21 protein-coding genes are annotated in these 25772 nt (G+C 58.3%); 13 read left to right on the forward strand and 8 right to left on the reverse strand.

Annotation, left to right across the window (positions count from 1 at the left end):
- Nucleotides 1-99: 99 nt before the first annotated feature.
- Nucleotides 100-1623, reverse strand: coding sequence for a carboxylesterase/lipase family protein (locus AC6I8P_RS09795; RefSeq protein WP_498030565.1), 1524 nt, complete (start codon nucleotides 1621-1623; stop codon nucleotides 100-102).
- A 191-nt stretch (nucleotides 1624-1814) separates the two neighbouring features.
- On the opposite strand from AC6I8P_RS09795, the gene AC6I8P_RS09800 reads away from it, so the two are divergent.
- Nucleotides 1815-2249: a DoxX family protein gene (locus tag AC6I8P_RS09800; protein ID WP_058769762.1), complete on the forward strand. Its 435-nt coding sequence runs from the start codon at nucleotides 1815-1817 to the stop codon at nucleotides 2247-2249.
- A 68-nt stretch (nucleotides 2250-2317) separates the two neighbouring features.
- Here the strand turns inward: AC6I8P_RS09800 and hglS are convergent, their stop codons facing one another.
- Both hglS and AC6I8P_RS09810 read right to left on the reverse strand, forming a co-directional pair.
- Nucleotides 2318-3658, reverse strand: a complete 1341-nt coding sequence (gene hglS, locus AC6I8P_RS09805) for a 2-oxoadipate dioxygenase/decarboxylase HglS (RefSeq protein ID WP_498030566.1) — start codon at nucleotides 3656-3658, stop codon at nucleotides 2318-2320.
- An 88-nt stretch (nucleotides 3659-3746) separates the two neighbouring features.
- A complete protein-coding gene (locus AC6I8P_RS09810) occupies nucleotides 3747-5081 on the reverse strand; it encodes an MFS transporter (RefSeq protein WP_104092913.1) in 1335 nt (444 codons plus the stop codon).
- Between the two features lie 323 nt (nucleotides 5082-5404).
- On the opposite strand from AC6I8P_RS09810, the gene AC6I8P_RS09815 reads away from it, so the two are divergent.
- Nucleotides 5405-6325, forward strand: coding sequence for a LysR substrate-binding domain-containing protein (locus AC6I8P_RS09815; protein ID WP_021506104.1), 921 nt, complete (start codon nucleotides 5405-5407; stop codon nucleotides 6323-6325).
- Here AC6I8P_RS09815 and smrA read toward each other — a convergent pair.
- Entirely contained in the window at nucleotides 6322-6888 is a 567-nt protein-coding gene (gene smrA / locus AC6I8P_RS09820; protein ID WP_498030567.1) for a DNA endonuclease SmrA, read from the reverse strand. The genes AC6I8P_RS09815 and smrA overlap by 4 nt on opposite strands.
- Before the next feature lie 297 nt (nucleotides 6889-7185).
- Here smrA and fnr point away from each other — a divergent pair, with 297 nt between their 5' ends.
- Nucleotides 7186-7938 carry a fumarate/nitrate reduction transcriptional regulator Fnr gene (gene fnr / locus AC6I8P_RS09825; protein WP_031279133.1) on the forward strand — a complete coding sequence of 251 codons (753 nt, stop codon included), beginning with the start codon at nucleotides 7186-7188 and terminating at the stop codon, nucleotides 7936-7938.
- 119 nt (nucleotides 7939-8057) lie between these two features.
- Nucleotides 8058-9014, forward strand: a complete 957-nt coding sequence (gene uspE / locus AC6I8P_RS09830; protein WP_058758505.1) for a universal stress protein UspE — start codon at nucleotides 8058-8060, stop codon at nucleotides 9012-9014.
- Between the two features lie 76 nt (nucleotides 9015-9090).
- Here the strand turns inward: uspE and pntB are convergent, their stop codons facing one another.
- Together pntB and pntA are read right to left on the reverse strand one after the other, a co-directional pair.
- Nucleotides 9091-10479 carry a Re/Si-specific NAD(P)(+) transhydrogenase subunit beta gene (gene pntB / locus AC6I8P_RS09835; RefSeq protein ID WP_127834059.1) on the reverse strand — a complete coding sequence of 463 codons (1389 nt, stop codon included), beginning with the start codon at nucleotides 10477-10479 and terminating at the stop codon, nucleotides 9091-9093.
- An 11-nt stretch (nucleotides 10480-10490) separates the two neighbouring features.
- A complete protein-coding gene (gene pntA, locus AC6I8P_RS09840) occupies nucleotides 10491-12023 on the reverse strand; it encodes a Re/Si-specific NAD(P)(+) transhydrogenase subunit alpha (RefSeq protein WP_498030568.1) in 1533 nt (510 codons plus the stop codon).
- A 538-nt stretch (nucleotides 12024-12561) separates the two neighbouring features.
- Between pntA and ydgH the strand changes: the two genes are divergently transcribed.
- Nucleotides 12562-13518: a DUF1471 family protein YdgH gene (gene ydgH / locus AC6I8P_RS09845; protein ID WP_021506110.1), complete on the forward strand. Its 957-nt coding sequence runs from the start codon at nucleotides 12562-12564 to the stop codon at nucleotides 13516-13518.
- 206 nt (nucleotides 13519-13724) lie between these two features.
- Complete coding sequence (locus AC6I8P_RS09850) at nucleotides 13725-15116, forward strand: basic amino acid/polyamine antiporter (RefSeq protein WP_498030569.1); 1392 nt, start codon at nucleotides 13725-13727, stop codon at nucleotides 15114-15116.
- Here the strand turns inward: AC6I8P_RS09850 and AC6I8P_RS09855 are convergent, their stop codons facing one another.
- Entirely contained in the window at nucleotides 15117-15530 is a 414-nt protein-coding gene (locus tag AC6I8P_RS09855; protein WP_136546783.1) for a hypothetical protein, read from the reverse strand. It abuts the gene before it with no gap.
- Nucleotides 15531-15705: 175 nt separating this feature from the next.
- Between AC6I8P_RS09855 and rstA the strand changes: the two genes are divergently transcribed.
- The 6 genes from rstA (at nucleotide 15706) to AC6I8P_RS09885 (ending at nucleotide 21003) form a co-directional block, all read left to right on the forward strand.
- Entirely contained in the window at nucleotides 15706-16428 is a 723-nt protein-coding gene (rstA, locus tag AC6I8P_RS09860; protein WP_021506113.1) for a two-component system response regulator RstA, read from the forward strand.
- A complete protein-coding gene (gene rstB / locus AC6I8P_RS09865; protein WP_021506114.1) occupies nucleotides 16428-17738 on the forward strand; it encodes a two-component system sensor histidine kinase RstB in 1311 nt (436 codons plus the stop codon). The genes rstA and rstB overlap by 1 nt, the downstream gene beginning before the upstream one ends.
- A 12-nt stretch (nucleotides 17739-17750) precedes the next feature.
- Nucleotides 17751-19238 (forward strand): carboxypeptidase M32, encoded by a 1488-nt coding sequence (locus AC6I8P_RS09870; protein ID WP_498030570.1) that lies wholly within the window; start codon nucleotides 17751-17753, stop codon nucleotides 19236-19238.
- A gap of 203 nt (nucleotides 19239-19441) precedes the next feature.
- Nucleotides 19442-19918, forward strand: coding sequence for an acid resistance repetitive basic protein Asr (gene asr / locus AC6I8P_RS09875; RefSeq protein WP_071813568.1), 477 nt, complete (start codon nucleotides 19442-19444; stop codon nucleotides 19916-19918).
- Between the two features lie 81 nt (nucleotides 19919-19999).
- Nucleotides 20000-20080, forward strand: coding sequence for a small membrane protein YdgU (gene ydgU / locus AC6I8P_RS09880; protein ID WP_021506117.1), 81 nt, complete (start codon nucleotides 20000-20002; stop codon nucleotides 20078-20080).
- Between the two features lie 116 nt (nucleotides 20081-20196).
- Nucleotides 20197-21003, forward strand: coding sequence for a trypsin-like serine peptidase (locus AC6I8P_RS09885; RefSeq protein WP_021506118.1), 807 nt, complete (start codon nucleotides 20197-20199; stop codon nucleotides 21001-21003).
- 1 nt (nucleotide 21004) lies between these two features.
- On the opposite strand, the gene hrpA is transcribed toward AC6I8P_RS09885, so the two are convergent.
- Nucleotides 21005-24901 (reverse strand): ATP-dependent RNA helicase HrpA, encoded by a 3897-nt coding sequence (gene hrpA / locus AC6I8P_RS09890; RefSeq protein WP_150361046.1) that lies wholly within the window; start codon nucleotides 24899-24901, stop codon nucleotides 21005-21007.
- 254 nt (nucleotides 24902-25155) lie between these two features.
- Here hrpA and azoR point away from each other — a divergent pair, with 254 nt between their 5' ends.
- Nucleotides 25156-25755 (forward strand): FMN-dependent NADH-azoreductase, encoded by a 600-nt coding sequence (azoR, locus tag AC6I8P_RS09895; RefSeq protein WP_021506120.1) that lies wholly within the window; start codon nucleotides 25156-25158, stop codon nucleotides 25753-25755.
- Nucleotides 25756-25772: the final 17 nt, after the last annotated feature.

Consider the following 25772-nt stretch of genomic DNA (forward strand, 5'->3'; position numbering starts at 1 on the left):
GGGTGCCGCGCGGGGCGGCTGAGCGGTCGTAAAATCAGGCAGATAGCGGCCAATTTGCCTTAAAAAAACATTGATGTTTTTACATGATTAGCAGGCTTATTAAAGTTTAACGTGGCTGCGTATCATCAGGCGAAACAGACGCAGACGGCCGCGCATAAATCGCGCCTTCAGCACCGATTCCGCTTTACCGTCGTGGCCAAAGGCGAGAGTCAAATCTTCACCTGGCCGCCACACCGGCCAGTCGGGTTCCCCGTCGAGCCGCAGCCGATGGCTGAACTCACTGGCATCCCGTGCAAAGGCCACCCACCAGGCGCTGACGCGGCCGGCAAAGGCGATATCGCTGGCGCTGTAATGCCAGTCACCCGGCGGCGGCAGCGTCGCGAGCGTATTGAAGACATAAGGAATTTCGTTGCCGTGCCAGGTGCCGTGCGGGTAGAGATGACGCGCGTTTTCTGACACATAATCAAACCAGTAACGCCACGCAGGCATGCCGATGCTGTGCTGCGACTGCGCCACCAGCAGCGGCATGACGGTAAACGCCATGTCGCGCGCCACCGCGCGTCCCAGCAGGCTGTCATCATGGATATCGTACAGCCACTTCAACAGGCGATAACTCAGGCGACTTTTGCTGCGCAGCTGCTGTAACACGCTGCGGGCATCTACGCCGAAGTAGTCCAGCACGCTGGCTTCATCGCTGTTGCTGCCAATCATCAACGGCACGCGATGCTGTTTACCCGCCATAAAGGTGTCGAGCATCGGTCTGGGTAGCACCGCATCGCCGCTGATGGCCACCGGCCCCAGCGCCAGCGGTCGCTCCAGCGGCCAGAAACTGTCGGCCGGCAGTGCGCGCAGCTGCTCCGCACTGGCATCCGCGGCCAGATTGAAATGCGCTGCCACCTGCAGGCCGGTTTGCTGCGCCTGCTTATGCGGCACGTCCGGCAGGCTGTAGGCACTTTGCACGATGCCCTTATGAAACAGTCCTTCGGCCAGCGGCGAGCAACATAGCGACAGTACGCTGCGCGCGCCGGACGATTCGCCAAACAGCGTGACGTTATGGCGATCGCCGCCAAATGCCGGGATGTTACGCTGAATCCACTGCAGCGCGGCAATCTGATCCAGCAGCGCAAAATTATTGACCACCTTGCCCGGCGGATACTGGGCGTCGAGCGCAGGATGCGCAAAAAAGCCGAAATGGCCAAGGCGGTAATTGAGTGTCACCACCACTACGCCCTGCGCCGCCAGCGCTTTGCCGCGATAGGGATCAAGGCTGCCGGCGCCGATGCTGAAGCCACCGCCGTGCAGCCATACCATCACCGGTAACGGCGTAGCGGGTTCGACATCGGGCGTCCAGACATTCAGATAGAGGCAATCTTCGCTGAAGCAGCCCGGATCGCCGCCGCCAGCCGCCACACAGTAGTCACGATTTTGCCAGCTGGCATCGCCCCACGCGGTGGCATCGCGCAGCGTTTGCCACGGTACCACCGGCTGCGGCGGACGCCAGCGCAGTGCGCCAACCGGCGGCGCTGCATAAGGTATTCCTTTAAAGGTAAACAGTTCATCATCCATCAGGCCTCTGAGTTCACCTTCTGCCGTCATGATCCTCAGACGTCGTTCGTTTTTCATTGCGGGTTCCTGGTAAAGCCTGATTCCATTATTTGCAGGCCTCAGTGGAATGTCTATGTTCTGCAAGCATTTGCAGATTAAGCCGAATAAGCGACCGATTCATTGAACAACTTCATCAAATTTTTTGGTTAACTGCAGCGGCGCATTCTGTTTTATGGTTTCAAGTTAACCTGGCGTGACGGAGAGACGCGATGTTTGCTGGCATCAATCAGCTGTTCACCCGGATGAGCGATCACCCGGATTTCGGTAAATTGCTGTTACGCTTAACCTTCGGCGGGCTGTTGCTGTTTCATGGCGAGTTTAAGGCGATTCATGGCGTCGGCTGGATCGCCCATCTGCTCAGCGTCAAAGGCATGCCAGGTTTCATCGCTTACGGTGCTTACATCGGGGAAATTGTGGCACCCATTATGGTCATCGTTGGCCTGCTGACGCGCCCGGCGGCCTTTATCATTGCCGTTAACATGGTAGTCGCAACGCTGCTGGTGAAAATGGGCGCACTCTGGCATCGCACCGATGTCGGCGCCTGGTCGCTGGAAACGGAAGCGCTTTACCTGCTGGGCGCGCTGGCCATCCTGTTCCTGGGTGCCGGAAAATATACGCTGGTGCGCGACGCACGCCTGCAATAATCATCAGAAAGAAAACCAGCCGGCCTGTAAAAGTGATCCTGTCACTTTTCAGGCCGCTTTTCTACGCCCTATTCCTGCACGCCGCAGCGCGCCAGACTGCGCTGTTGCGTCTGCTGATACAGCACCATCTCATCCTGCACGGCGGCACCGAGCGCGGCTTCAAAATCGGCACGACTGGCATTGCCGGCGCTGCGGGCCTGAGTCTGGTTGCCGAGATTCGACTGGAAGATACCGGCCGCGCTCACCGGCAGAAAATCTTCGTAGACAATCGGTTCCGCCTGTAAACGTCCGGTGGCCAGCAGCTGCGCCACGGTTTCCCCGGCGCGCGGCGGCTGATGCTCGCCCTGCGGCGTCAGACGGTAGCGGAACCACGCCAGCTCCTGCTCGCGCAGCGTCTGTTTATCATCAGGAAAATCACGAAACACCGCGCTGAGGTGCTGCTGATGCTGCTGGTTATCGCTGCCGGTACCGGCCTGCGCCAGCAGCCGGTCGTACAGCGCGCGGCCTTTAGGCGTAAGCGCCGCGCCGCGCTGCTCAATTTCACCAAAGCGCGCGGTATGGGTGCCAGGCGTGCCATCATTAAAATGCACCGCCTCTTCCAGCGCTTTGAAGCTGGTCTGGCGCAGCAGAATCGGCACCGCGCGCGGCGGCGGTCCCTCAATCAGGATTTTCGGTTCGATGCCGCGCGAAGGCATCAGCGCCTGCACGCGATCGATGTCCAGCGTGCGTGGCGTCAGGTGATTAATGTGGCAGCCGCGGAAGCACACGACGTCGGCAATCAGGCGATGCTGCTGGCTCAACGCGCGGTAGGTGGCGCTGTCCACCGTGGTGTGCGCATGCCAGCGAAAAGTTTCCAGCGCCTCCTGAACAAAGCGGGCGGCATCGGCAGCATTGAGACCGCCCTGCTGCTGATGCTGTGCGATCAGTGCCCGGCAGCCAGGCGTGAAGATGTCGCGTGCCGCCAGAATAGCCGCAGCTTTGTCACGCAGTGCGGCATCGTCGATCAGCTCCAGCCGCAGCAGCGAGGTGAAAACGCGGAAGGGATTGCGCCGCAGCGCGCTGTCGCTGACCGGGCGAAAGGCAGTAGAGTGCACCGGCACGCCCGCCTGTGACAGATCGTAATAGCCCACCGGCTCCATCCCCATCACGGCAAACATCTGCCGCAGCGTGCTGAGCTCTGCGGCCGTGCCGACGCGAATGGCACCGTGACGCTCCACGCCGAGCCGGCTCAGCTCATCGGCGGCGGCCAGACGGTTTTTCAGCGCCGGCTGCGCTTCTAAGGTGCGTTCGTTAACGGCGGTAACCAGCTGCGTCAGGGTGCCATATTGCGGCACCTCCTGCTGGTACATGGCCGACATGGCCTGAGAAAACAGCGTGCGGATGGCATCGCGGGTGAGAAAGTTATCCATGGTCATCACCTTGGGCTAAAGGGTTGCTGCTACTGTAGATCAACCCTTTAGCGGCGGGTAACATTTTCGCGGAACTGTGATCGCCCTGTCACTCGGTGGCGCGCGGCCGGTCACCAAAGCGGCATTTCAGTACCAGCATCAGCGTGGTCAGCGCCGCCGGCAGCGCCAGCAGCAGAAAGATCTGGCTAAACGACCAGCCGAGGGACAGCAGCTCAGCGCCAACGAAGGCGCTGATGATCGCGCCGATGCGGCCGACGCCGTGCATCCAGCTGGAGCCGGTCGCGCGGGCATGGGTGGGATAGTAACTGGCCGAGAGTGCATTCATGCCGGTGTTGGCACCGTTAAAACAGAAGCCGCTGCAGAAGGCGATGGCGCTCATCAACCCGACCTGCGCCGGGGAAAACCCGAGCGCCACAATGGCGATGCCGCCGCAAAAGTAAATAATGGCCAGCGCCAGATTGGCGTTGATGCGGTCCATCAGCCAGCCGGCAAACAGTGAGCCAACGGTGCCGCCCGCCTGATACATGGCGGTGACGATAGCCGCTTCGGTGACAGACATGCCCAGCGTGTTGATCAGCGATGGCAGCCAGCTGCCAATCAGGTACACCAGAAACAGCCCCATAAAGTAGCCGCCCCACAGCATCAGACTGCCAAACAGATAGCGCGGTGAGACGACGGTGGCCACTGCACCGTGGCGCGCGGCCAGCGGTTCACTGCTTTGAAAATGGCTGTCAGGCCGGACGCTACCCGGCAGCATGCGCGCCAGAATAGCGTGAATGCGCGCAGCGGGCGCGCGCTGGCTGATGAGAAAGCGCACCGACTCCGGCAGGCCGCGCAGCAGAAACGGCAGCACCAGCAGCGGCAGCACGCCGCCCATCAGCATCACCGAATGCCAGTCATAGCGCGGCAGCAGCCACGAGGCGGCAAAACCGCCGGAGGCCGCGCCAAAGGTGAAGCCGCAGAACACCACGGTGATAATAAACGAGCGACGCCGCTCGGGCGCGTATTCGGCCACCAGCGTGCCGACGTTGGGCATCGCCGCTCCCAGCCCCAGACCGGTGAGGAAACGGAACAGCATCATCTGTTCGATGTTTTGCGCCATGGCGGTCGCCAGCGTCCAGAGGCCAAAAAACAGCACGCTGAGCAGAATCATCACGCGGCGGCCGTAGCGATCGGCCAGCGGTCCAGCCACCATGGCACCCAGCGCCAGCCCAATCAGCGCCGCGCTGATCACCATCCCCAACTGATGATTGGTCACGCCCCAGCTGGCTTTCAGCGTCGGCGCGATAAAGCCCATCAGCGCGATATCCATGCCATCCAGCGCTACCACGACAAAGCACAGCGCAATTAAACGCTTCTGCCAGCTGCTTAACGCGCTCTGGTTGATGAGCTGGCGGACGTCAATGGCTTCAGCGCTGGTCACGGTACCACTCCTGCAGGATTATCACGAATAGGTCATCAGTTTTGGTAAAAAAAACGGCGCTTATGATAGCGCATCGTTAACAATAACGGGCAGGATTTTTAAGTGAAATTGAGAATTATTCAACATTTTACCCACTAAGCTACTGATAACGCTGAATGCAGAAACGCGCCCGGATGCCCGGTTATTTATAAAGCCAACTAATACAGTCACTTACTAAAACTTCTCACGCTGACTGTTTTTGTTAATATAATTTTGCAGGTAAGTTAACAGAATCTCGGTCAGCCACTTGCCGCTGACCACTCTGACTCATTACGCTGGCGTTTATGGACAAAAATCATCTCTTTAATCAGCGCATTCGTCTGCGCCATTTACACACCTTCGTGGCAGTCGCGCAACAGGGCACGCTGGGCCGCGCTGCGGAAACCCTCAATCTGAGTCAGCCGGCGCTGTCTAAGACGCTGAATGAGCTGGAGGAACTGGCGGGCGCGCGTCTGTTTGAGCGCGGTCGTCTCGGTGCTCAGCTGACGACGCTGGGAGAACAGTTCCTGACCCACGCGGTGAAAGTACTGGATGCGCTTAACCACGCCGGACAAAGTTTCAACTCGCCGGTTTCCGGACGCCCGATCGTGATCCGCCTTGGCGCCCTCACCACCGCCGCCATGGGGATGCTGCCGCAGATCCTGGATCGCTTCCACGAACAGCAGCCGAACACCACGGTACAGGTGGCCACGCTGCACAATAATGTGCTGCTGGCTGGCCTGCGCGCCGGGGAGTTTGATATTGGCATTGGCCGTATGGCGGACAGCGAAATGATGACCGGCCTGACCTACGAATTGCTGTTTCTCGAATCGCTCAAGCTGGTGGTACGACCGGAGCACCCGCTCTTAAGTGACAACGTCACACTTTCCCGCGCTATGCAGTGGCCGGTGGTGATTTCGCCTGAAGGCACCGCGCCGCGGCGCATTGCCCAGCACATGCTGGATGAACAAGGCTGCTCGTTGCCGGGCAACTGTGTCGAAACCTCGTCCACCTCGCTGGCCCGCCAGCTGGCGCTGCGTTATGACTATGTGTGGTTTGTGCCATCCGGCGCGGTGAAGGAAGATTTAAGTCACAATGCGCTCAGCGCACTGCCCATCGCATCGCCCGGCCCCGGCGAGCCGGTGGGCATTATTACCCGCAGCGGCCACTCGCTCTCGCTAAGCGCGGAAGTGCTGATGGCCACCATCCGCAAATTTCACAGTTAACGGCTGCGTTTGGCGTGGCGTTCGCGATTATCGAGGCGCGCGCGATCGGTTTTGCGCAGCCCGACATAGACTGCGCCGCTGCCGCCGTGTTGCGGTTGCGCACTGCAGAAAGTTTGAACGTCGTCAAATTGTCGCAGCCAGCGTGCCACGTAGCTGCGGACAATATTGGCGTGCGCTTCATCATCCCGCCCTTTGCCATGAATAATCAGCAGATTGCGCAGGCCCTGTTTGCGCGCTTCCAGCATAAAGCTGAACAGCGATTGCCGGCAGGTCTCCACCGGCTGGCGCAACAGATTAAGACTGGCGTCCAGCGTATATTTGCCTAGCCGCAGCTTATCGAGCACGCCCTGCTGAATGCCATCGGCTTTATAATCCAGCGGCGTGTCGCGCGGGATAATCTCAAGGAAGCCGCGCGTCAGGAAGTTTTCCGGTGCGTCGTCATGCGGCTGCTGGCGCGGCGCTTTGGTAGACGGCGCGCGCAGCCACTGGGTGTTGGCGCAATCTTTTAACGGGGTTACATCACCCATGGCATCGCGGAAAAGGTCTTCATCATCAAGGTTCATGGTGTTTTCCTCACGCCTGGTGGTGAATCGGGCGCAACATGCCACCCGAAAGCAAAATAGTAGCAAAGGTTATCGGCTATCACATCCGTCACTTTCTGCGCGGGATCAGGTTGTGTCCGGATGTAAATATGGAAAGAAAACGTTCCAGATCAAAAACCGGCTGGTAATTTGCAGACATCAAAGCCGCGAATACCCAGCATTTGTGCGGTTTTGATCATTATTACTGCTCGGATGAGTTCACATGACAAAGAAAAATGTTAAAATTGACGACAGTCAATAATCATCGAGCGTACCTATATGATCCCGGAAAAACGCAGCATTCGACGTATTCAGTCTGGCGGTTGTGCCATCCACTGTCAGGATTGCAGTATCAGCCAGTTGTGTATTCCCTTCACGCTGAACGAACATGAACTGGATCAGCTGGACAATATTATTGAACGCAAAAAGCCGATTCAGAAAGGCCAGACGCTGTTCAAAGCCGGTGATGAACTGAAATCCCTTTATGCTATCCGCTCCGGCACCATTAAAAGTTACACCATTACCGAACAGGGTGATGAACAGATCACCGGTTTCCATCTGGCGGGCGATCTGGTGGGCTTTGACGCCATCGTCAGCGCGCATCATCCGAGCTTCGCTCAGGCGCTGGAAACGGCCATGGTATGTGAAATTCCGTTTGAAACCCTCGACGATCTGTCCGGTAAAATGCCGGCGCTGCGTCAGCAGATGATGCGTCTGATGAGCGGCGAGATCAAAGGCGATCAGGATATGATCCTGCTGTTATCGAAGAAGAACGCGGAAGAGCGTCTGGCGGCGTTTATCTGGAACCTGTCGCGTCGCTTCGGCCAGCGCGGTTTCTCACAGCGTGAATTCCGCCTGACCATGACGCGCGGTGACATCGGTAACTATCTGGGACTCACCGTCGAAACCATCAGCCGTCTGCTGGGACGTTTCCAGAAAAGCGGCATGCTGGCGGTGAAAGGCAAATATATCACCATCGAAAACCATGCGCTGCTGGCTGAACTGGCCGGCCAGACCGATCAGGCAGCGTAACCGCCTGCCGGGTCGATAAATGTTATTTTATTGATCCGGCAACAACTTTTCCGCTTCTGCCCTGCGCCATCTTAGGCTATCTTTAATCCAACTTCGCTTTGGTTTGAGGAGAGTGCCTTATGTCCCGGTATCAGCATATTCTGGTGGCGATTGATGCTCAGCAGGACGACCAGCCGGCGCTGCGGCGTGCGGTGTATCTCAATCAACGTATCGGCGGAAAAATCAAAGCCTTCCTGCCTATCTACGACTTCTCCTACGAAATGACCACCCTGCTGTCGCCCGACGAGCGCGTCAACATGCGCAAAGGGGTGATTAGCCAGCGCACCGAATGGATCCGCGAACAGGCGCAGGCCTATCTGGAAGCCGGCGTGGATATCGAGATCAAAGTGGTGTGGCATAACCGGCCGTACGAAGCCATCATTCAGGAAGTGCTGGCGCATCAGCATGATTTGGTCCTGAAGATGGCGCACCAGCACGATCGTCTGGAAGCGGTGATTTTTACCCCCACCGACTGGCACCTGCTGCGTAAGTGCCCGTGCCCGGTGTGGATGGTTAAAGACCAGCCATGGCCGGAAGGCGGCAAAGCGGTGGTGGCGGTAAACCTCGCGAGCGAGGAACCGCATCATGATGAGCTTAATCAAAAACTGATCCGCGAGACCACGCGGCTGGCCGAAATGGTGAATCACACCGAGGTGCATCTGGTGGGCGCCTATCCCGTCACGCCGATTAACATTGCCATCGAATTGCCGGATTTTGATCCCAGCGTCTATAACGATGCCATTCGCGGCCAGCATCTGGTGGCGATGAAAGCGCTGCGCCAGAAATTCTCCATCGGCGAGGAGTTTACCCACGTAGCGAAGGGCCTGCCGGAAGAAGTCATCCCGGATATCGCGTCGCATCTCGACGCCGGGATTGTGGTGCTGGGCACCATCGGTCGTACCGGTCTGTCAGCTGCGTTTCTCGGCAATACCGCTGAACAGGTGATCGATCACCTGCGCTGTGATTTGCTGGCGATTAAGCCGGATGATTTCAAATCGCCGATTGACCTCGACGATGAGGAAGATGAAGAGGATTAAATAACGCAGGGCGGCCATCCTGCGCCGCCCCGGTTTGTGCCTGTCAGGGCGGTGACATCACCGCCCTTTTCGTTTCCTACAGCGCGCGCAGAATGCCTTCGACGCTGGCTTTGGCATCGCCAAACAGCATCTGGGTGTTCTCTTTAAAGAACAGCGGGTTCTGCACTCCGGCATAGCCGGTGTTCATCGAGCGTTTGAACACGATGACGTTTTGCGCTTTCCACACTTCCAGCACCGGCATACCGGCAATCGGGCTGCGCGGATCGTCCTGGGCCGCCGGGTTGACGGTGTCGTTGGCACCGATAACCAGCACGGTGTCGGTATCGCTGAAATCATCGTTGATCTCATCCATCTCCAGCACCACATCGTACGGCACTTTGGCTTCCGCCAGCAGCACGTTCATGTGCCCCGGCAAACGACCGGCGACCGGGTGAATACCGAAACGCACCTTGATACCGCGCGCGCGCAGTTTCTCGGTGATCTCTGCCACCGGATACTGCGCCTGGGCGACCGCCATACCGTAGCCCGGCGTGATGATCACCGAGGTCGAGTTTTTCAGCAGTTCTGCCGTCTCTTCCGCGCTGATTTCACGGTGTTCACCCGCCTCTTCGCCCGCGTCGGCACCGCTCACGTCAGTGCCGAACCCGCCGGCAATCACGCTGATAAAGGAACGGTTCATCGCTTTACACATAATGTACGACAGGATGGCACCGGAGGAGCCCACCAGCGCACCGGTGACGATCAGCAGGTCGTTGCTCAACATAAAGCCCGCCGCCGCCGCCGCCCAGCCCGAATAGGAGTTGAGCATCGAGACCACCACCGGCATATCCGCACCGCCAATCGACGCCACCAGATGCCAGCCGAACACCAGCGCAATCACCGTCATAAGGAGCAGCGCAACGACCTGTGCAGCGGTGCTGTCGGTACGCACAAACCACAGCATCAGCAGGAATGAGACCACCAGCGCCGCCAGGTTCATTTTATGGCGATGCGGCAGCATCAGCGCTTTTGAGGAGATCTTGCCGCGCAGTTTGCCAAATGCCACCACCGAGCCGGTGAAGGTCACCGCACCGATAAAGATGCCGAGGAACACTTCGGTCAGATGGATATTTTCCATCACTGCCGACAGTCCTGGCGCGTGGTCAAGGTAGCTGTTGAACCCGACCAGCACCGCCGCCAGACCGACAAAGCTGTGCAAAATCGCCACCAGCTCCGGCATTTCGGTCATTTCGACTTTCTTCGCCAGACGCACGCCAATCGCACCGCCGATCACCATCGCCAGCAGAATCCACGCCACGTTGCCGCTGTGCGGACCAAAAATGGTGGCGAGCAGCGCCAGCGCCATGCCGCTGATACCAAAGATATTGCCCTGCTTTGAGGTCTCATGCTTCGAGAGCCCGGCCAGGCTGAAAATAAACAGAATTGCGGCAACAATGTATGCTGCAGTCACTAATCCGCCAGACATGTTGTTACCCCTTAATTCTTACGAAACATTTTCAGCATGCGCTGGGTGACGGTGAAACCACCGAAGATATTGATGCTGGCAATCAGGACGGCGATAAACGCCAAAAAGGTGACCCAGCCGCCATGGCCCATCTGCAGCACCGCGCCCACCACAATAATGCCGGAGATGGCGTTGGTGACGGACATTAACGGCGTATGCAGCGCGTGACTGACGTTCCACACCACGTAATACCCGACGACGCAGGCAAGCGCGAACACGGTGAAGTGCGACAGGAATTCCGCTGGCGCGACGTTGGCCAGGCAGCCGAACAGCACTACCGCGAGCGCCAGCAGCAGATATTTGCGCCACGGCGCAGCGGGCTTCTCTGCCGCTTTCACCTGCGGCTGTGCGGCAGGTTTTGCGGCCTGTGGCGCAGCAGAGACCTGAATCGGTGGCGCAGGCCAGGTCACTTCGCCGTCACGAATTACCGTGACGCCGCGCACCACGACATCGTCAAAATCAACCACGATCTCGCCGTTTTTCTCTTTACACAGCAGCTTCAGCAGGTTCACCAGGTTGGTGCCGTACAGCTGCGAGGACTGCGTTGGCAGCCGGCTCGGCAGATCGGTGTAGCCGATGATTTTGACGCCGTTGTCGCTCAGCGTGACGCGGTCGGCGACAGTCAGATCGCAGTTACCGCCGGTGGCTGCCGCGAGATCAACAATCACGCTGCCCGGCTTCATGCTGGCCACCATCTCTGCGGTGATCAGCTTCGGTGCCGGTTTGCCCGGGATCAGCGCGGTAGTGACGATAATATCCACTTCCTGCGCCTGCGCCGCGAACAGCGCCATCTCCGCCTTGATAAAGGCCTCGGACATCACTTTGGCGTAACCGTCGCCGCTGCCCGCTTCCTCTTCAAAGTCGAGTTCAAGGAACTCGGCGCCCATACTCTGCACCTGCTCTTTCACTTCCGGACGGGTGTCGAAGGCGCGCACGATGGCACCGAGACTGCCCGCCGCGCCAATCGCCGCCAGCCCGGCCACGCCAGCCCCGATGACCATCACTTTGGCCGGTGGCACTTTACCGGCGGCGGTGATTTGCCCGGTGAAGAAGCGGCCAAACTCATGGGCTGCTTCAACAATGGCACGGTAACCGGCGATGTTCGCCATCGAGCTGAGCGCATCCAGCGACTGCGCGCGCGAAATACGCGGTACGGAATCCATCGCCATCACGGTGATGTTGCGTGCGGCTAATTTCTCCAGCAGCGCCGGGTTCTGCGCTGGCCAGATAAAGCTCACCAGCGTGCTGCCCGCGCGCATCAGGGCGATCTCGCTGTCGTCTGGCGCGTTCACCTTCAGCACGATGTCGGACTGCCAGACATCCTGCGGATTACTGATGCTGGCACCGGCGGCGATAAAACTGTCATCATCAAAGCTGGCGTGCAACCCGGCGCCCTGCTCAACGGTGACGCTGAATCCCAGCTTGATGAGCTGCTCAACGGTCTTTGGCGTCGCTGCGACGCGGGACTCGTTAGCTAACCGCTCTTTGGGTATCCCAATTAACATACTGTTTCCTTTCCATGATTAAAGGATGAGGTTCTGTAAGGGGCACATGCTTAAAAGCCGAAACGCTGTTTCAGCTTTTTATGAGCGAAATGCACTATGTAACAAAGTCTTTATAACCTACTGAAAATGCCCAGGACGATCTAGCGCCATAACGCACACTTATGACATTCACACAGATATTCAGATGCCAGCGATGAATACCGCGGGATGCGACCAGGTTTGCGGCAATATGGAAAATAATCTGCTGTGCCTAATCGTGTCATGACGAATTAACTGTTTTTAAAAACCTATATTTAACAATGCGTTAACTATTCTGGTACTAAGCGATACCGGTTAAAGCGGTAAGCTGACCAAAAAAAAGCCATAACAGCGAAAGATGACAGGCCGATGAATAAAATGCTGGGATTGTCAATGTTATGCGCATAAATTGGCTGAGACAGGCCGATTATTACATGCAATAATCAGCGGCTAATCTGTTATACATCAAGAGTCCAGCACGTTTTCGTACTCAATTTGCGTAAGGCGAAGGATCATTTTTATGAAGCTGAAGAACACCATTCTGGCGTCGACCCTGTTATCACTGCTGGCAGCCAATGCGTTTGCTGCCAAAGAGTTAACGCCAGAACAAGCGGCCGCGTTAAAACCATTCGAACGTATCAATATTAGCGGCCGTTTTAATGCAATTGGCGATGCAACAGACGCCGTGTCTAAAGCCGCCGACGCCAAAGGCGCGGACTCTTTCTACGTGCAGGGCATAAACGACAGCAACGGTAACGGTGGCAACTGGCGCGTTACCGCCGATCTGTACAAAGCCAATGCAGCGAAAGTGGAACAAAGCACGCAATACCGGATGTTCAACGGCGTGAAAGAGCTGCCTAAGGCGGAAGCATATCGCCTTGAGCCGTTTGACACCGTCTCCGTCAGCGGCTTCTTCTCCAGCCAGCCGGACGTGAACGAAGCCATCGCCAAAGCGGCGAAAAACAAAGGCGCGGCCTCCTTCTTTATTGTGCGTCAGGTGGATGCTAACAACGGTGGCAACCAGTACGTGACCGCCTACGTGTATAAAGCCGATGCCAAAGCGCGCGTGGTGCAGGATACGTCTGACTCCATTCCGGCTGATTCAGAAGCCGGTAAAGCAGCGCTGGCTGCGGGCGGCGCAGCGGCGAAGAAAGTGGCAATCCCTGGCGTTGCTTCCTCAGATACGCCAAGCACCAGCGTGGGTCGTTTCTTTGAAACCCAAAGCTCTACCGGTCAGCGTTATACTGTGACGCAGCCGGATGGCCGCAGCGTGCAGGAAGTCAATGCTATCACTGCCGCACAGATGCAGCCGTTTGACACCATCTCCTTCTCCGATCACTTCGGCACGCCAACCGAGATCTCAGAAGCCGTGGGCAAACGCGCCATCGCCAAAGGCGCGAAGTACTATCACATTACGCGCCAGTGGCAGAACCAGAGCGGCGGCAACCTGACCGTCACTGCTGACCTGTTTAAATAATCCCCGCGCAGGGCGGCGCCCGTCGCCCTGCCGTTTGCATAATCCGTGTGCAAATCTGCATAGTCTTGCATTGCCTTCACCGTTCGCTCTCCGTAAAATCTGCCGCCTGTTTTCAGGGTATTCCGTTTTAAACGGGACTGATTGCCACGTTACACTCTGGCTGAACAACTACTACCCAGCACACTCTGCTGCTCAGGAATGGCGTTTTGGATAAAAAATTAGGTCTTAGCGCGCTCACTGCGCTGGTGCTCAGCTCGATGCTCGGCGCGGGCGTCTTTAGCCTGCCACAAAATATGGCGGCGGTTGCCGGTCCGGCGGCGCTGCTGATCGGCTGGCTGATCACCGGTGTCGGTATCCTCTTTCTGTCGCTGGCGTTGTTGCTGCTGACGCGTCTGCGCCCGGAACTGGATGGCGGTATCTTCACCTACGCGCGCGCCGGCTTCGGCGAGCTGACCGGCTTCTGCTCGGCATGGGGTTACTGGCTGTGTGCGGTGATTGCCAACGTCTCGTATCTGGTGATTGTGTTTTCAGCGCTGAGCTTCTTTACCGATACGCCGGATCGCATCGTGTTTGGCGATGGCAACACCTGGCAGGCGATGCTTGGCGCTTCTGTACTGCTGTGGCTGGTGCACTGGCTGGTGCTGCGCGGCGTACAGACGGCGGCCAGCATCAACCTGCTGGCGACGCTGGGCAAACTGGTGCCGCTGCTGCTGTTCGTGGTGCTGGCGCTGCTGGCATTTAATTACGATCGCTTCCGTTTTGACTTTGACGGCGCGGCGCTCGGCCAGCCGCTGTGGCAGCAGGTTAAACAGACCATGCTGATCACCCTGTGGGTATTTATTGGCGTGGAAGGCGCGGTGGTGGTCTCTGCCCGCGCGCGCCACAAGAAAGATGTCGGGCGCGCCACGCTGCTGGCGGTGCTGGCCGCGCTGCTGGTCTACCTGCTGGTGACGTTGCTGTCGCTTGGCGTGGTGCCGCGTGCGGAACTGGCGCAGATGCGCAATCCGTCGATGGCCGGTCTGATGGAACGGCTGCTCGGTCACTGGGGCGATGCGGTGATTGCGGTTGGCCTGATTATCTCGGTGTGCGGGGCCTATCTCAGCTGGACCATTATGGCGGCGGAAGTCCCGTTCCTCGCCGCGCAGCAGGGTGCGTTTCCGCGCAGCATTGCCCGGCAGAACCGCCATAACGCGCCGGCGGCGTCACTGTGGCTGACTAACGGCAGCGTGCAGGTGTGCCTGATTCTGATTGCGGTTACCGGCGCGGATTACAACACGCTGCTGACTATCGCCTCAGAAATGATCCTCGTGCCCTATTTGCTGGTCGGTCTGTATCTGGTCAAAGTGGTACGTGGTCAGCACAAACCGCTGGCCCTCTTGACCGGTCTCGGTGCCAGCGCCTATGGACTCTGGCTGCTCTACGCCTCGGGGCCGCTGCATCTGCTGTTGTCGGTGGTGCTTTACGCGCCGGGTCTGCTGCTGTTCCTGTATGCACGACGCGGTGGCCGCGGCGACCAACCGCTGTTTGCGCTGGAGCGCATCGCCATCGTGCTGTTAATTGCCGCCTCACTGCCCGCGCTGTGGCAGCTGACGCGCTAATCAGTGCGGTTGTAAAGGAATGGAAACGCACAGCAGATCGTTCTGCTGTGTCAGATTGAGCGGCTTGCGGTATTCCAGATGGATGGCGTCAAGCTGCTCAGTGGACAGCGGATAAGGCAGCTGAATATCGAAGCGGCTGATGTGCTGCTGTTCGGCCAGGGTAATAAGGCGGGCAATGTTAATTTCGTCGCTGACCTGGGTTGAAATGATTTGTAATGCTAATTCTTTCAGATGGTCGTCGCTGGCCTGTAAACTGTGCCCGGACTTGCGCGTCACCATGCCAAAAATTGGCATCACGCCGTAAATGGCATCGACAAAGCTCCAGCGTTTTTTGCAGGAAGCGGAAAGGAAGTCACTGTAGTTGAAGCAGATGCGGTCACTGTATCCGGCTGAAGCCAGCTCTTTATCAGACACCCTCGCACTCCTCCTGTTTTCAGTACGATTCCGAACCTTGCGCCAGAACGCGCCGGTAATAATGGCACATTTCACGGTGTACATACCAGTAAGACAAGGATAATTCGTGCGGTAGCGTAGAGCTCAGGACCAGGAAAAGCTATGCTGCTGACATTCTCAGCCATGACAGAGCATTATGAACAAAATTGTCTATGTGGAAGATGAGCCGGAAGTCGGCGAACTGATTGCGGCTTATCTTGGCCGCCACGATATTGAGGTGCTGGTTGAGACGCGCGGCGATCGCGCGGAAGCGACCATTCTCGCCGCCGATCCGGATCTGGTATTACTGGATATCATGCTGCCGGGCAAAGATGGCATGACGCTGTGCCGCGATTTGCGTGCGCACTGGCAGGGACCGATTGTGCTGCTGACCTCGCTCGACAGCGACATGAACCACATTCTGGCGCTGGAGATGGGCGCCAATGACTATATTCTGAAAACCACGCCGCCGGCGGTGCTGCTGGCGCGTCTGCGCCTGCATCTGCGCCAGGCGCACGTGGCCAAACCGGAAGCCGCACCCGCCGTGCAGAGCTCGCAAAAGGTGCTGCGGTTTGGTTCACTCACCATTGATGCGCTCAACCGCCAGGTGATCCTGTTCGACGAACCGATCACCCTTTCGACCGCCGATTTTGACCTGCTGTGGGAGCTGGCGAGCCACGCCGGAGAAATTCTCGACCGTGACGCGTTGCTGAAAACCCTGCGCGGCGTGAGCTATGACGGCATGGATCGCAGCATCGACGTCGCTATTTCACGCCTGCGCAAGAAACTGTACGACAGCGCCACCGAGCCGTTCCGCATCAAAACCATCCGTAACAAAGGCTATCTGTTCGCGCCGCAGGCCTGGGATACCCGCTCCTGATGAGAAAGCTCTTCATTCAGTTCTATCTGCTGCTGTTCGTCTGCTTCCTGGTGATGACGCTGCTGGTGGGTCTGGTGTACAAATTCACCGCCGAGCGCGCCGGACGCCAGTCGATGAACGACCTGATGGCCAGCTCGCTGTTTCTGATGCGCAGCGAACTGCGTGAGATCCCGCCGCGCGACTGGAATAAAACCATCCGCAACCTCGATCTCGATTTATCCTTTGAGCTGCACATCGAACCGATGAGCAAATATCAGCTGGACGAAGCCGACATGAAGCGGCTGCGCGCCGGTGAGATCGTCGCCCTTGACGATCAGTACACCTTCCTGCAGCACATCCCGCGCAGCCACTATGTGCTGTCGGTCGGACCGATTCCTTACCTGTTTTATCTGCACCAGATGCGCATCCTTGATATCGCCCTGCTGGCGTTTATTGGCATGTCGCTGGCGCTACCGGTGTTCATCTGGCTGCGCCCGCACTGGCAGGAGATGCAGCGGCTGGAGAAAGCGGCTCAGCGCTTTGGTCGCGGCGAGCTTGACGTGCGCACCCATTTTGAAAACACCTCCAGCCTGCACAGCCTTGGCGTGGCGTTCAACCAGATGGCGGACAACATCAATACGCTGGTGGCGAGTAAAAAACAGCTGATTGACGGTATCGCGCACGAACTGCGCACGCCGCTGGTCCGGCTGCGTTACCGGCTGGAGATGAGTGAAAACCTCAGCGCGGCAGAATCCGCAGCGCTGAACCGTGACGTCGGCCAGCTGGAGAGCCTGATTGAGGAGCTGCTGACCTATGCGCGCCTCGACCGGCCGCGCGTTGACCTCAATCTGCAATCTTTCGATCTGGCCCAGTGGCTGCGCGTGCACATCGCTGACGTGCAGACCATGAATCCGCAGACGCACATTACGCTGGATATTCCGCAGCTGGAAAACATTGGCGCGGCAGATACGCGCCTGATGGAGCGGGTGCTGGATAACCTCGTTAATAACGCCCTGCGCTATGCGCAGCAGCGGCTGCGTGTCAGCCTGTGGTTTGACGGCGCCATCGGCAATCTGCAGGTTGAAGATGATGGTCCGGGCATTCCGCCGGATGAACGCCAGCGGGTATTCGAACCTTTCGTACGGCTCGATCCCAGCCGCGATCGCGCCACCGGCGGCTGCGGCCTCGGTCTGGCGATTGTGCACTCTATTGCGCAGGCGCTGCAGGGCCAGGTCTCGATTGAGAGCAGTCCGCTGGGCGGCGCCTGCGTGCGCTTCTGCTGGCCAGTTGATCTCCCCCTGCGCGACGTGACGCCGCGCTTACCTTCATAAGGAGCTTGTTACATGACTGCAGCTTATCAGGAACTTAGCCGCACTTTTCAGCGCCTGGCGCGTTTTGGCCATCTGGGCGCGATTGCCGGCGTGGATATGCAAACCACCATGCCGCCGGGCGGCAGCCAGGCGCGTGGAGAAGCGATGGCAGAGCTGAGCGTATTTATGCACGAGCTGCTGACCGACAAGCGCCTCGGCGGGCTGTTTGACGCCGCCGCGCAGGAGTCGCTGAACGATGTGGAACAGGCCAATCTGGGCGAAATGCAGCGCGCGTGGCGCCAGGCAACGCTGCTGCCGGCCTCGCTGGTGGAAGCCAAATCGCTGGCTGGCTCGCGCTGTGAACACGCGTGGCGCAGTCAGCGTCAGGCCAACGACTGGCAGGGCTTCAGCGCTAACCTGAAAGAAGTGGTGAAGCTGAGCCGCGAAGAGGCACAACTGCGCGCCGATGCGCTCGGCGTATCACGCTACGATGCGCTGCTGGATGTGTTTGAGCCAGGCATGACCAGCGCGCAGCTCGACAGCACCTTTGGCGATCTGAAAAGCTGGCTGCCGGACCTGCTGCAAAAAGCGGTAGCCCGCCAGCAGGCAACGCCAATTGCCCAGCCGGTCGGCCCCTTCGCCATTGAATCGCAGAAGCAGCTCGGACTGAGCGTGATGGCGACGTTAGGGTTTGATTTTAATCACGGCCGGCTGGACGTGAGCGCGCACCCGTTCTGCGGCGGCGTACCGGAAGATGTGCGTATCACCACACGCTACAACGAAAACGATTTTCTCAGCGCGCTGATGGGCGTGATCCACGAAACCGGCCATGCGCGCTATGAGCAGAATCTGCCACAGCAGTGGCGCGGACAGCCGGTGGCGCTGGCGCGCTCAACCGCGATGCATGAATCGCAGAGCCTGTTTATGGAGATGCAGCTGGGTCGCAGTCACGCCTTCCTGCAGCATATTCATCCCCAGGTGGTGGCGCTGATGGGCGACCAGCCGGCGCTGGAGCGCAACAACTTTATTCGGCTGACCCAGCGCGTGAAACCGGGCTTTATCCGCGTCGATGCCGACGAGCTGAGCTATCCGGCCCATGTGATTTTACGTTACGAAATCGAGCGGGCGCTGATTGAAGGCGAGATTGAAGTCGAGGATATTCCGGCGTTGTGGGATGAAAAAATGCAGCAGTCGCTGGGGATCGATACGCGCGGCAACTACCGCGACGGCTGTATGCAGGATATTCACTGGACCGACGGCGCCTTCGGCTACTTCCCGACCTACACGCTGGGCGCGATGTACGCCGCTCAGCTGTTCCAGGCGGTAAAACGCGCCATTCCGCAGGTGGACGAATTGATTCAGCAGGGCGAACTGCAACCGGTGTTTGACTGGCTACAGCAGAACATCTGGCAGCACGGCAGCCGCTTCCCGACGCAGCAGCTGCTGATCAATGCCACTGGCGAAGCGCTCAATCCACACTATTTCCGTCAGCATCTGGAACAGCGTTATCTCTCTGCCTGATCCGTGCGGCGGCCTGCCCGGCCGCCGTTTTTTCCACGGAGAGTGATCCGCACTTATCCCCGCCCTGCCCGGTTTTCCTGCTTTGTACAATCCGTTACACGCCGATACCATTCCCTCACTGAAGGCGCGAATTGTTTTACATATAGTGCATTCACCGGCCCCGCAGTGGGCTACACATGAAAAAATAGTTCGAGGGTTTTGCAATGAAAAAATTATTTGCGCTGGTGATCGCCGCTGCTATGGGTCTGTCTTCTGTAGCCTTCGCTGCTGAGACAACAACTGCTGCTCCTGCTGCTGCTGCAACTACCGCTGCACCGGCTAAGCACAAAGCTGTTCACCACAAAAAAGCCGCTGCTCAGAAAGCGCAGGCTGCCAAAAAGCACAAGAAAGTAGAGAAGAAAGCACCAGCGGCTCAGAAAGCGCAGGCGGCTAAAAAGCACCACAAGAAAGCCACCAAACCAGCTGCTCAGAAAGCCCAGGCCGCTAAAAAGCACCACAAGAAAGCCACCAAGCCAGCGGCTCAGAAAGCCCAGGCTGCTAAAAAACACCACAAAGCCACTAAGCCAGCTGCACAGAAAGCTCAGGCGGCTAAAAAGCACCACAAAAAAGTAACCAAACCAGCTGCTCAGAAAGCTCAGGCTGCTAAAAAGCACCACAAAGCGAAAAAAGCTGCTAAATAAGGTTGCCTTGCGCGCCAACACCGCATTAATGATTGAAAACACCCGGTTCTGCCGGGTGTTTATTTACTGGAGTAGCGAAAAATGGTGCGTCGCTATCGCTTCGAAATTATCCTGATTGTCATGATTCTGTGCGGCATTATTGCGGCCAGCTTTTTTATCTAGTCGTTGTAGCGTGCTGATTACTCCAATATTTCTCCCTTTTTTACCGCTCACCGACTATAGTTATCGCTCAAGCGTGATGACCATAACCTCTATTTATTCTCGCCATTGAGAGAACTATGCGCCTGGCTATCCTGTTATTTGTAGGTCTTTTTAGCTTTAACCTCACAGCCCATGCCGATGATGAAGACGGCCCCAGCCCGGAAGAGATTAAGACCCTGTTCTTCGGCAAAGATCATCGTAAAGCCATTACCGACGTCAGTGCGGCGCCGTGGGATGCCATTGGTCAGTTAGAGACGGAAAGCGGCAATCTGTGCAGTGCCACGTTGATTTCGGCCCATCTGGCGCTGACGGCCGGACACTGCTTACTGACGCCCCCGGGCAAATTTGACAAGCCGGTCGCGCTGCGCTTTATGGCGGGTGCCAAAGGCTGGCGTTACGAAATTCATGATATCGACGCGCGCGTGGAGCCTTCGCTGGCGCGGCGTCTGCAGGCGGATGGTGAAGGCTGGATCGTACCGCCAGACGCGGCGCCTTACGATTACGGCCTGGTGATTCTGCACAATCCACCGTCCGGTATCGTGCCGATTCCGTTGTTTGACGGTTCGCGCAGCGATTTAACCGCCGCGCTGAAAACCACCGACCGCAAAGTGACACAGGCCGGTTATCCCGCTGACCATCTGGATACGCTCTACTCGCACAGCGATTGCCTGATCACCGGCTGGGCGCAGCGTGCCGTGCTGTCGCACCAGTGCGACACCCTGCCCGGCGACAGCGGCTCTCCGCTGCTGCTGAAGCGCGACGGCGAGTGGCAGCTGATTGCGGTACAGAGCTCGGCGCCGGCACCGGCCGATCGTTATCGCGCCGATAACCGCGCCATCGCCGTTACATCCTTTAAAGACAAGCTGGAAGCGCTGGCGCAATAAGTCAGCTCAGCTGCTCCATCGCCTGCAGAATACGTTTGTCGGAGATGGGATACGGCGTGCCCAGCTGCTGCGCAAAATAACTGATGCGCAGCTCTTCCAGCATCCAGCGAATCGCCTGTACCTCTTCATCGTCCTGACGCTGCGGCGGCAGCTTGTTGCGCCAGCTTTGCCACGCCTGCTCTACCGCCTGCACTTTCAGCATCCGCGCCCGATCGCTGTGCGGATCGACCGGCAGCTTCTCCAGCCGGCGCTCAATACCGTGCAGATAGCGCAGTGTGTCACCCAGCCGCTGATAGCCGTTGCCGGTGACAAAACCGCGATACACCAGGCCGCTCAGCTGCGTTTTGATATCCGCCAGCGCCAGTGCCAGCGTCATGTCCACCCGCCCCTTGAGGAACTTGTTGATGTTGAACACGCTGGTGAGAATCTGCTCGACCTGGCTGGCGATGGTCACCACCGTGTCGTTGAGTTCGGCGCGTACTTTATCGCGCAGCTGCTCGAAGTTTTCCTGCTGCCACGCCGGCCCACCGGCGTCCGCCATCAGCTTATCCACGCCGCAGGCGATACAGTCATCAATCAGCTCCAGCACTTTGCCGTACGGATTGAAATAGAGTCCGAGCTTGGCTTTGTTTGGCAGCTTCTCGTGCAGATACTTGATCGGCGAAGGGATGTTCAGCAGCAATAACCGCCGCTGGCCGCGCCACATCATCTTCTGCTGCTCGCGTTCACTGTCAAACAGGCGAATCGCGACGCTGTCTTTTTCATCCACCAGCGCCGGCCAGGCTTTGACCTGATAGTTGCCGCGCTTCTGCTCGTAGCTTTGCGGCAGATCGCCGAAGCTCCACAGATGCAGCCCGCGCTGTTCCAGCCCGTCATCCGCCACGTTGGACAGCGTTTCCTGCACCTTGCCCTTCAGCACCTGCTTCAGCTGATGCAGGTCTTTGCCTTCCTGCAGCTTCCGGTTGTGCTCATCCACCACGCGGAAGGTCATTTTCAGGTGATCGGGCACCTGATCCCACTGCCAGGCGTCGCGCTCAATGGTGACGCCAGACATGCGGCGGAACTCACGCTCCAGCGCATCCAGCAGCGGCTGCTCCAGCGCCGTCACGCGGCCAAGAAAGGCTTCGGCGTAGTTGGGTGCCGGCACAAAGTTGCGTCGCACCGGCTTGGGCAGCGACTTAATTAGCGCGATGATCAGCTCGCGGCGCACGCCAGGGATCTGCCACTCGAAACCGGCTTCGTCGACCTGGTTAAGCAGCGGCAGCGGGATGTGCACCGTCACACCATCCGCATCGGCCCCCGGTTCGAACTGGTAGCTGAGCTTCAGTTTCAGGTTGCCCTGATACCAGAAGTTCGGGTAATCCAGCTGGCTGACCTTCTCCGCGCCGTCTTTGATCAGCATCTGCTTATCAAAGCTCAGCAGATCCGGATTGTCCTTACTGGCCTGTTTCCACCAGCTGTCAAAGTGCCGCGCTGAGACCACCTCGCTGCCAATGCGGCGATCGTAAAACGCAAACAGCGTCTCGTCATCGACTAAAATGTCGCGCCGCCGCGATTTGTGCTCCAGATCCTCGATTTCACTGCGCAGTTTCAGGTTATTGCGGAAGAAGGCGTGACGCGTCTGCCAGTCGCCTTCCACCAGCGCATGACGGATAAACAGCTCCCGGCTGAGTTGCGGATCGATGCGGCTGTAATTGACCTTACGCGCCTGCACAATCGGCAGCCCGTACAGCGTGACCTTCTCGGTGGCCATGACTGCGCCCTGCGCTTTCTCCCAGTGCGGTTCACTGTAGCTGCGCTTCAGCAGATGCTGGGCCAGCGGTTCGATCCACTCCGGGTCGATGCGCGCCGCAACGCGGCCCCACAGGCGACTGGTTTCCACCAGTTCCGCCACCACGGTCCATTTTGGCGGCTTCTTAAACAGCCCGGAACCGGGGAAAATAGCAAAACGCGCGTTGCGTGCGCCGGTAAACTCCTGCTTTTCCGCATCTTTCTGACCGATGTGTGACAGTAAACCGGTGAGCAGCGCGCAGTGCACTTCGCGATACGGTGCCGGCTCGCTGTTAAGCGGCATGCCCAGTTCCCGCACCACCTGACGCAGCTGGGTGTAGATGTCCTGCCATTCGCGCACGCGCAGGTAATTGAGATAATCGCTTTTACACTGGCGGCGGAACTGGTTACCGGACAGCGCTTTCTGCTGTTCCTGCAGGTAGTTCCAGAGATTAACAAAAGCGAGAAAATCCGACTCTTTGTCGGCAAAACGCCGGTGTTTCTCGTCAGATGCCTGCTGTTTCTCCACCGGACGCTCGCGCGGATCCTGAATCGACAGCGCAGCGGCAATAATCATCACTTCGCGCACACAGCCAAATTTCTGCGCTTCCAGCACCATGCGCGCCAGCCGCGGATCGACCGGCAGCTGCGCCAGGCTGCGCCCGGACGGCGTCAGTTTGTACGCACCTTCCTCGCTCAGGGTGATCGCGCCGAGCTCCTCCAGCAGGCGCACGCCGTCCTGAATATTGCGCTTATCCGGCGCTTCGACGAACGGGAATGCGGCGATGTCGCCCAGTCCAAGCGCCGTCATCTGCAAAATTACCGACGCCAGGTTGGTACGCAGAATTTCCGGGTCAGTAAACGCCGGGCGGCTGAGGAAATCATCCTCTGAATAAAGGCGGATACAGATCCCTTCCGACACGCGGCCGCAGCGCCCTTTGCGCTGGTTAGCCGACGCCTGCGAGATCGGCTCGATCGGCAGACGCTGCACTTTGGTACGGTAGCTGTAACGGCTGATGCGCGCGGTGCCCGGATCGATGACATATTTAATGCCCGGCACGGTGAGCGAGGTCTCGGCGACGTTGGTCGCCAGCACAATGCGGCGGCCGCTGTGCGCCTGGAACACCCGGTTCTGTTCGGCGTTGGACAGGCGCGCATAGAGCGGCAGAATCTCGGTGTGCGGTAAATCGCGCTTCATCAGCGCATCGGCGGTATCGCGAATTTCGCGCTCGCCGCTCATGAAGATCAGGATATCGCCGCGCCCTTCGCTGCTCAGTTCGTCAACCGCATCGAAAATTGCCTGCAGCTGATCGCGCTCGGTGTCTTCGGCATCTTCTACCACCGGACGATAGCGTACATCGACCGGATAAGTGCGGCCCGAAACCTCGATTACCGGGGCATTATTGAAGTGGCGCGAAAAGCGCTGCGGATCGATGGTCGCGGAGGTGATGATCACTTTCAGATCGGGACGACGCGGCAGCAGCTCGCGCAGGTAACCCAGCAGGAAATCGATGTTCAGACTGCGTTCATGCGCTTCATCGATGATGATGGTGTCATACTGCAGCAGCAGACGATCCTGCTGAATTTCCGCCAGCAGAATACCGTCGGTCATCAGTTTGACCTGGGTGGTTTCGCTGACCTGATCGTTAAACCGCACCTTATAACCGACGGTGCCGCCGGGTGTGGTTTCCAGCTCTTCGGCAATGCGGTTCGCCACGGTGCGTGCCGCCAGGCGACGCGGCTGCGTATGCCCAATCAGCCCTTTCACACCGCGCCCGAGCGCCAGACAGATCTTTGGCAGCTGGGTGGTTTTACCTGAGCCGGTCTCACCGGCGACAATCACTACCTGATGATCGCGAATCGCGTCGGCGATGTCCTGCTGCTTCTGGCTGACCGGCAGATTGTCCGGAAACGTAATGCGCGGCGTCGCGGCGGCGCGCTGCGCCACGCGCTGTTCTGCCGCGGCGAACACCGGCTCCAGCTCAGCCATAATTTCCTGCTGCGCAGCGGGATTTTTCACCTTTGCCGCACCGTGCAGACGACGCTGCAGCGCTTTGCGGTCGCGCAGCATCAGGTTATCGAGCCGCGACCAGAGGGGGGCCAGAGGTGACGTAACGGATGATGACATAGTGATGAATTACCTGTTGTTGCAGTGAGCCGGCACTTGCGGCTCGGCGCCGGGCAGAATTTTCCGGCGGATTCAATCGATTAATGCCCGCCATCTTAGCACAGATTGGAACATCTCACCTGACCGGACGTGCCACCTTATTCAATAATTTCGAACATAGGCCTCGAAATATTGCGCTTTTACCTGCCGGACGAACTCCGTAGAGTGTAACGCATTGAGCGGTAAGCCAACCGCGTAACGTACAGGAAAATACCATGAGCAAAGTTTTAGTTCTGAAATCAAGCATCCTTGCCGGTTACTCACAGTCTAACCAGCTGGCAGACTTCTACGCTGATGAAGCCCGCGCCAAAGGCGACGAAGTGACGGTACGCGATCTGGCTGCCCAGCCGATTCCGGTACTGGACGGTGAACTGGTTGGCGCCCTGCGTCCTTCAGACGCCCCGCTGTCACCACGTCAGCAGGACGCGCTGGCCCTGTCCGATGAATTGATTGCTGAACTGCAGGCGCACGATACCGTGGTTATCGCCGCTCCGATGTACAACTTCAACATTCCTACTCAGCTGAAAAACTACTTTGACCTGATTGCCCGTGCCGGCGTCACCTTCCGCTACACCGAAGCAGGCCCGGAAGGTCTGGTGAAAGGCAAGCGTGCGGTGATCCTCTCCAGCCGTGGCGGCATTCACAAAGACACCCCGACTGACCTGCTGACTCCGTACGTGAAACTGTTCCTCGGCTTCATCGGCATCACCGACGTTGACTTCGTGTTCGCCGAAGGCATTGCCTACGGCCCGGAAGTGGCAACCAAAGCCGCCAGCGATGCCAAAGACGCCATCAAACAGATTGTTGCTGCGTAATCATCATTAAAACAATG

The organism is gamma proteobacterium symbiont of Lampromicra miyakona (assembly GCF_059730895.1).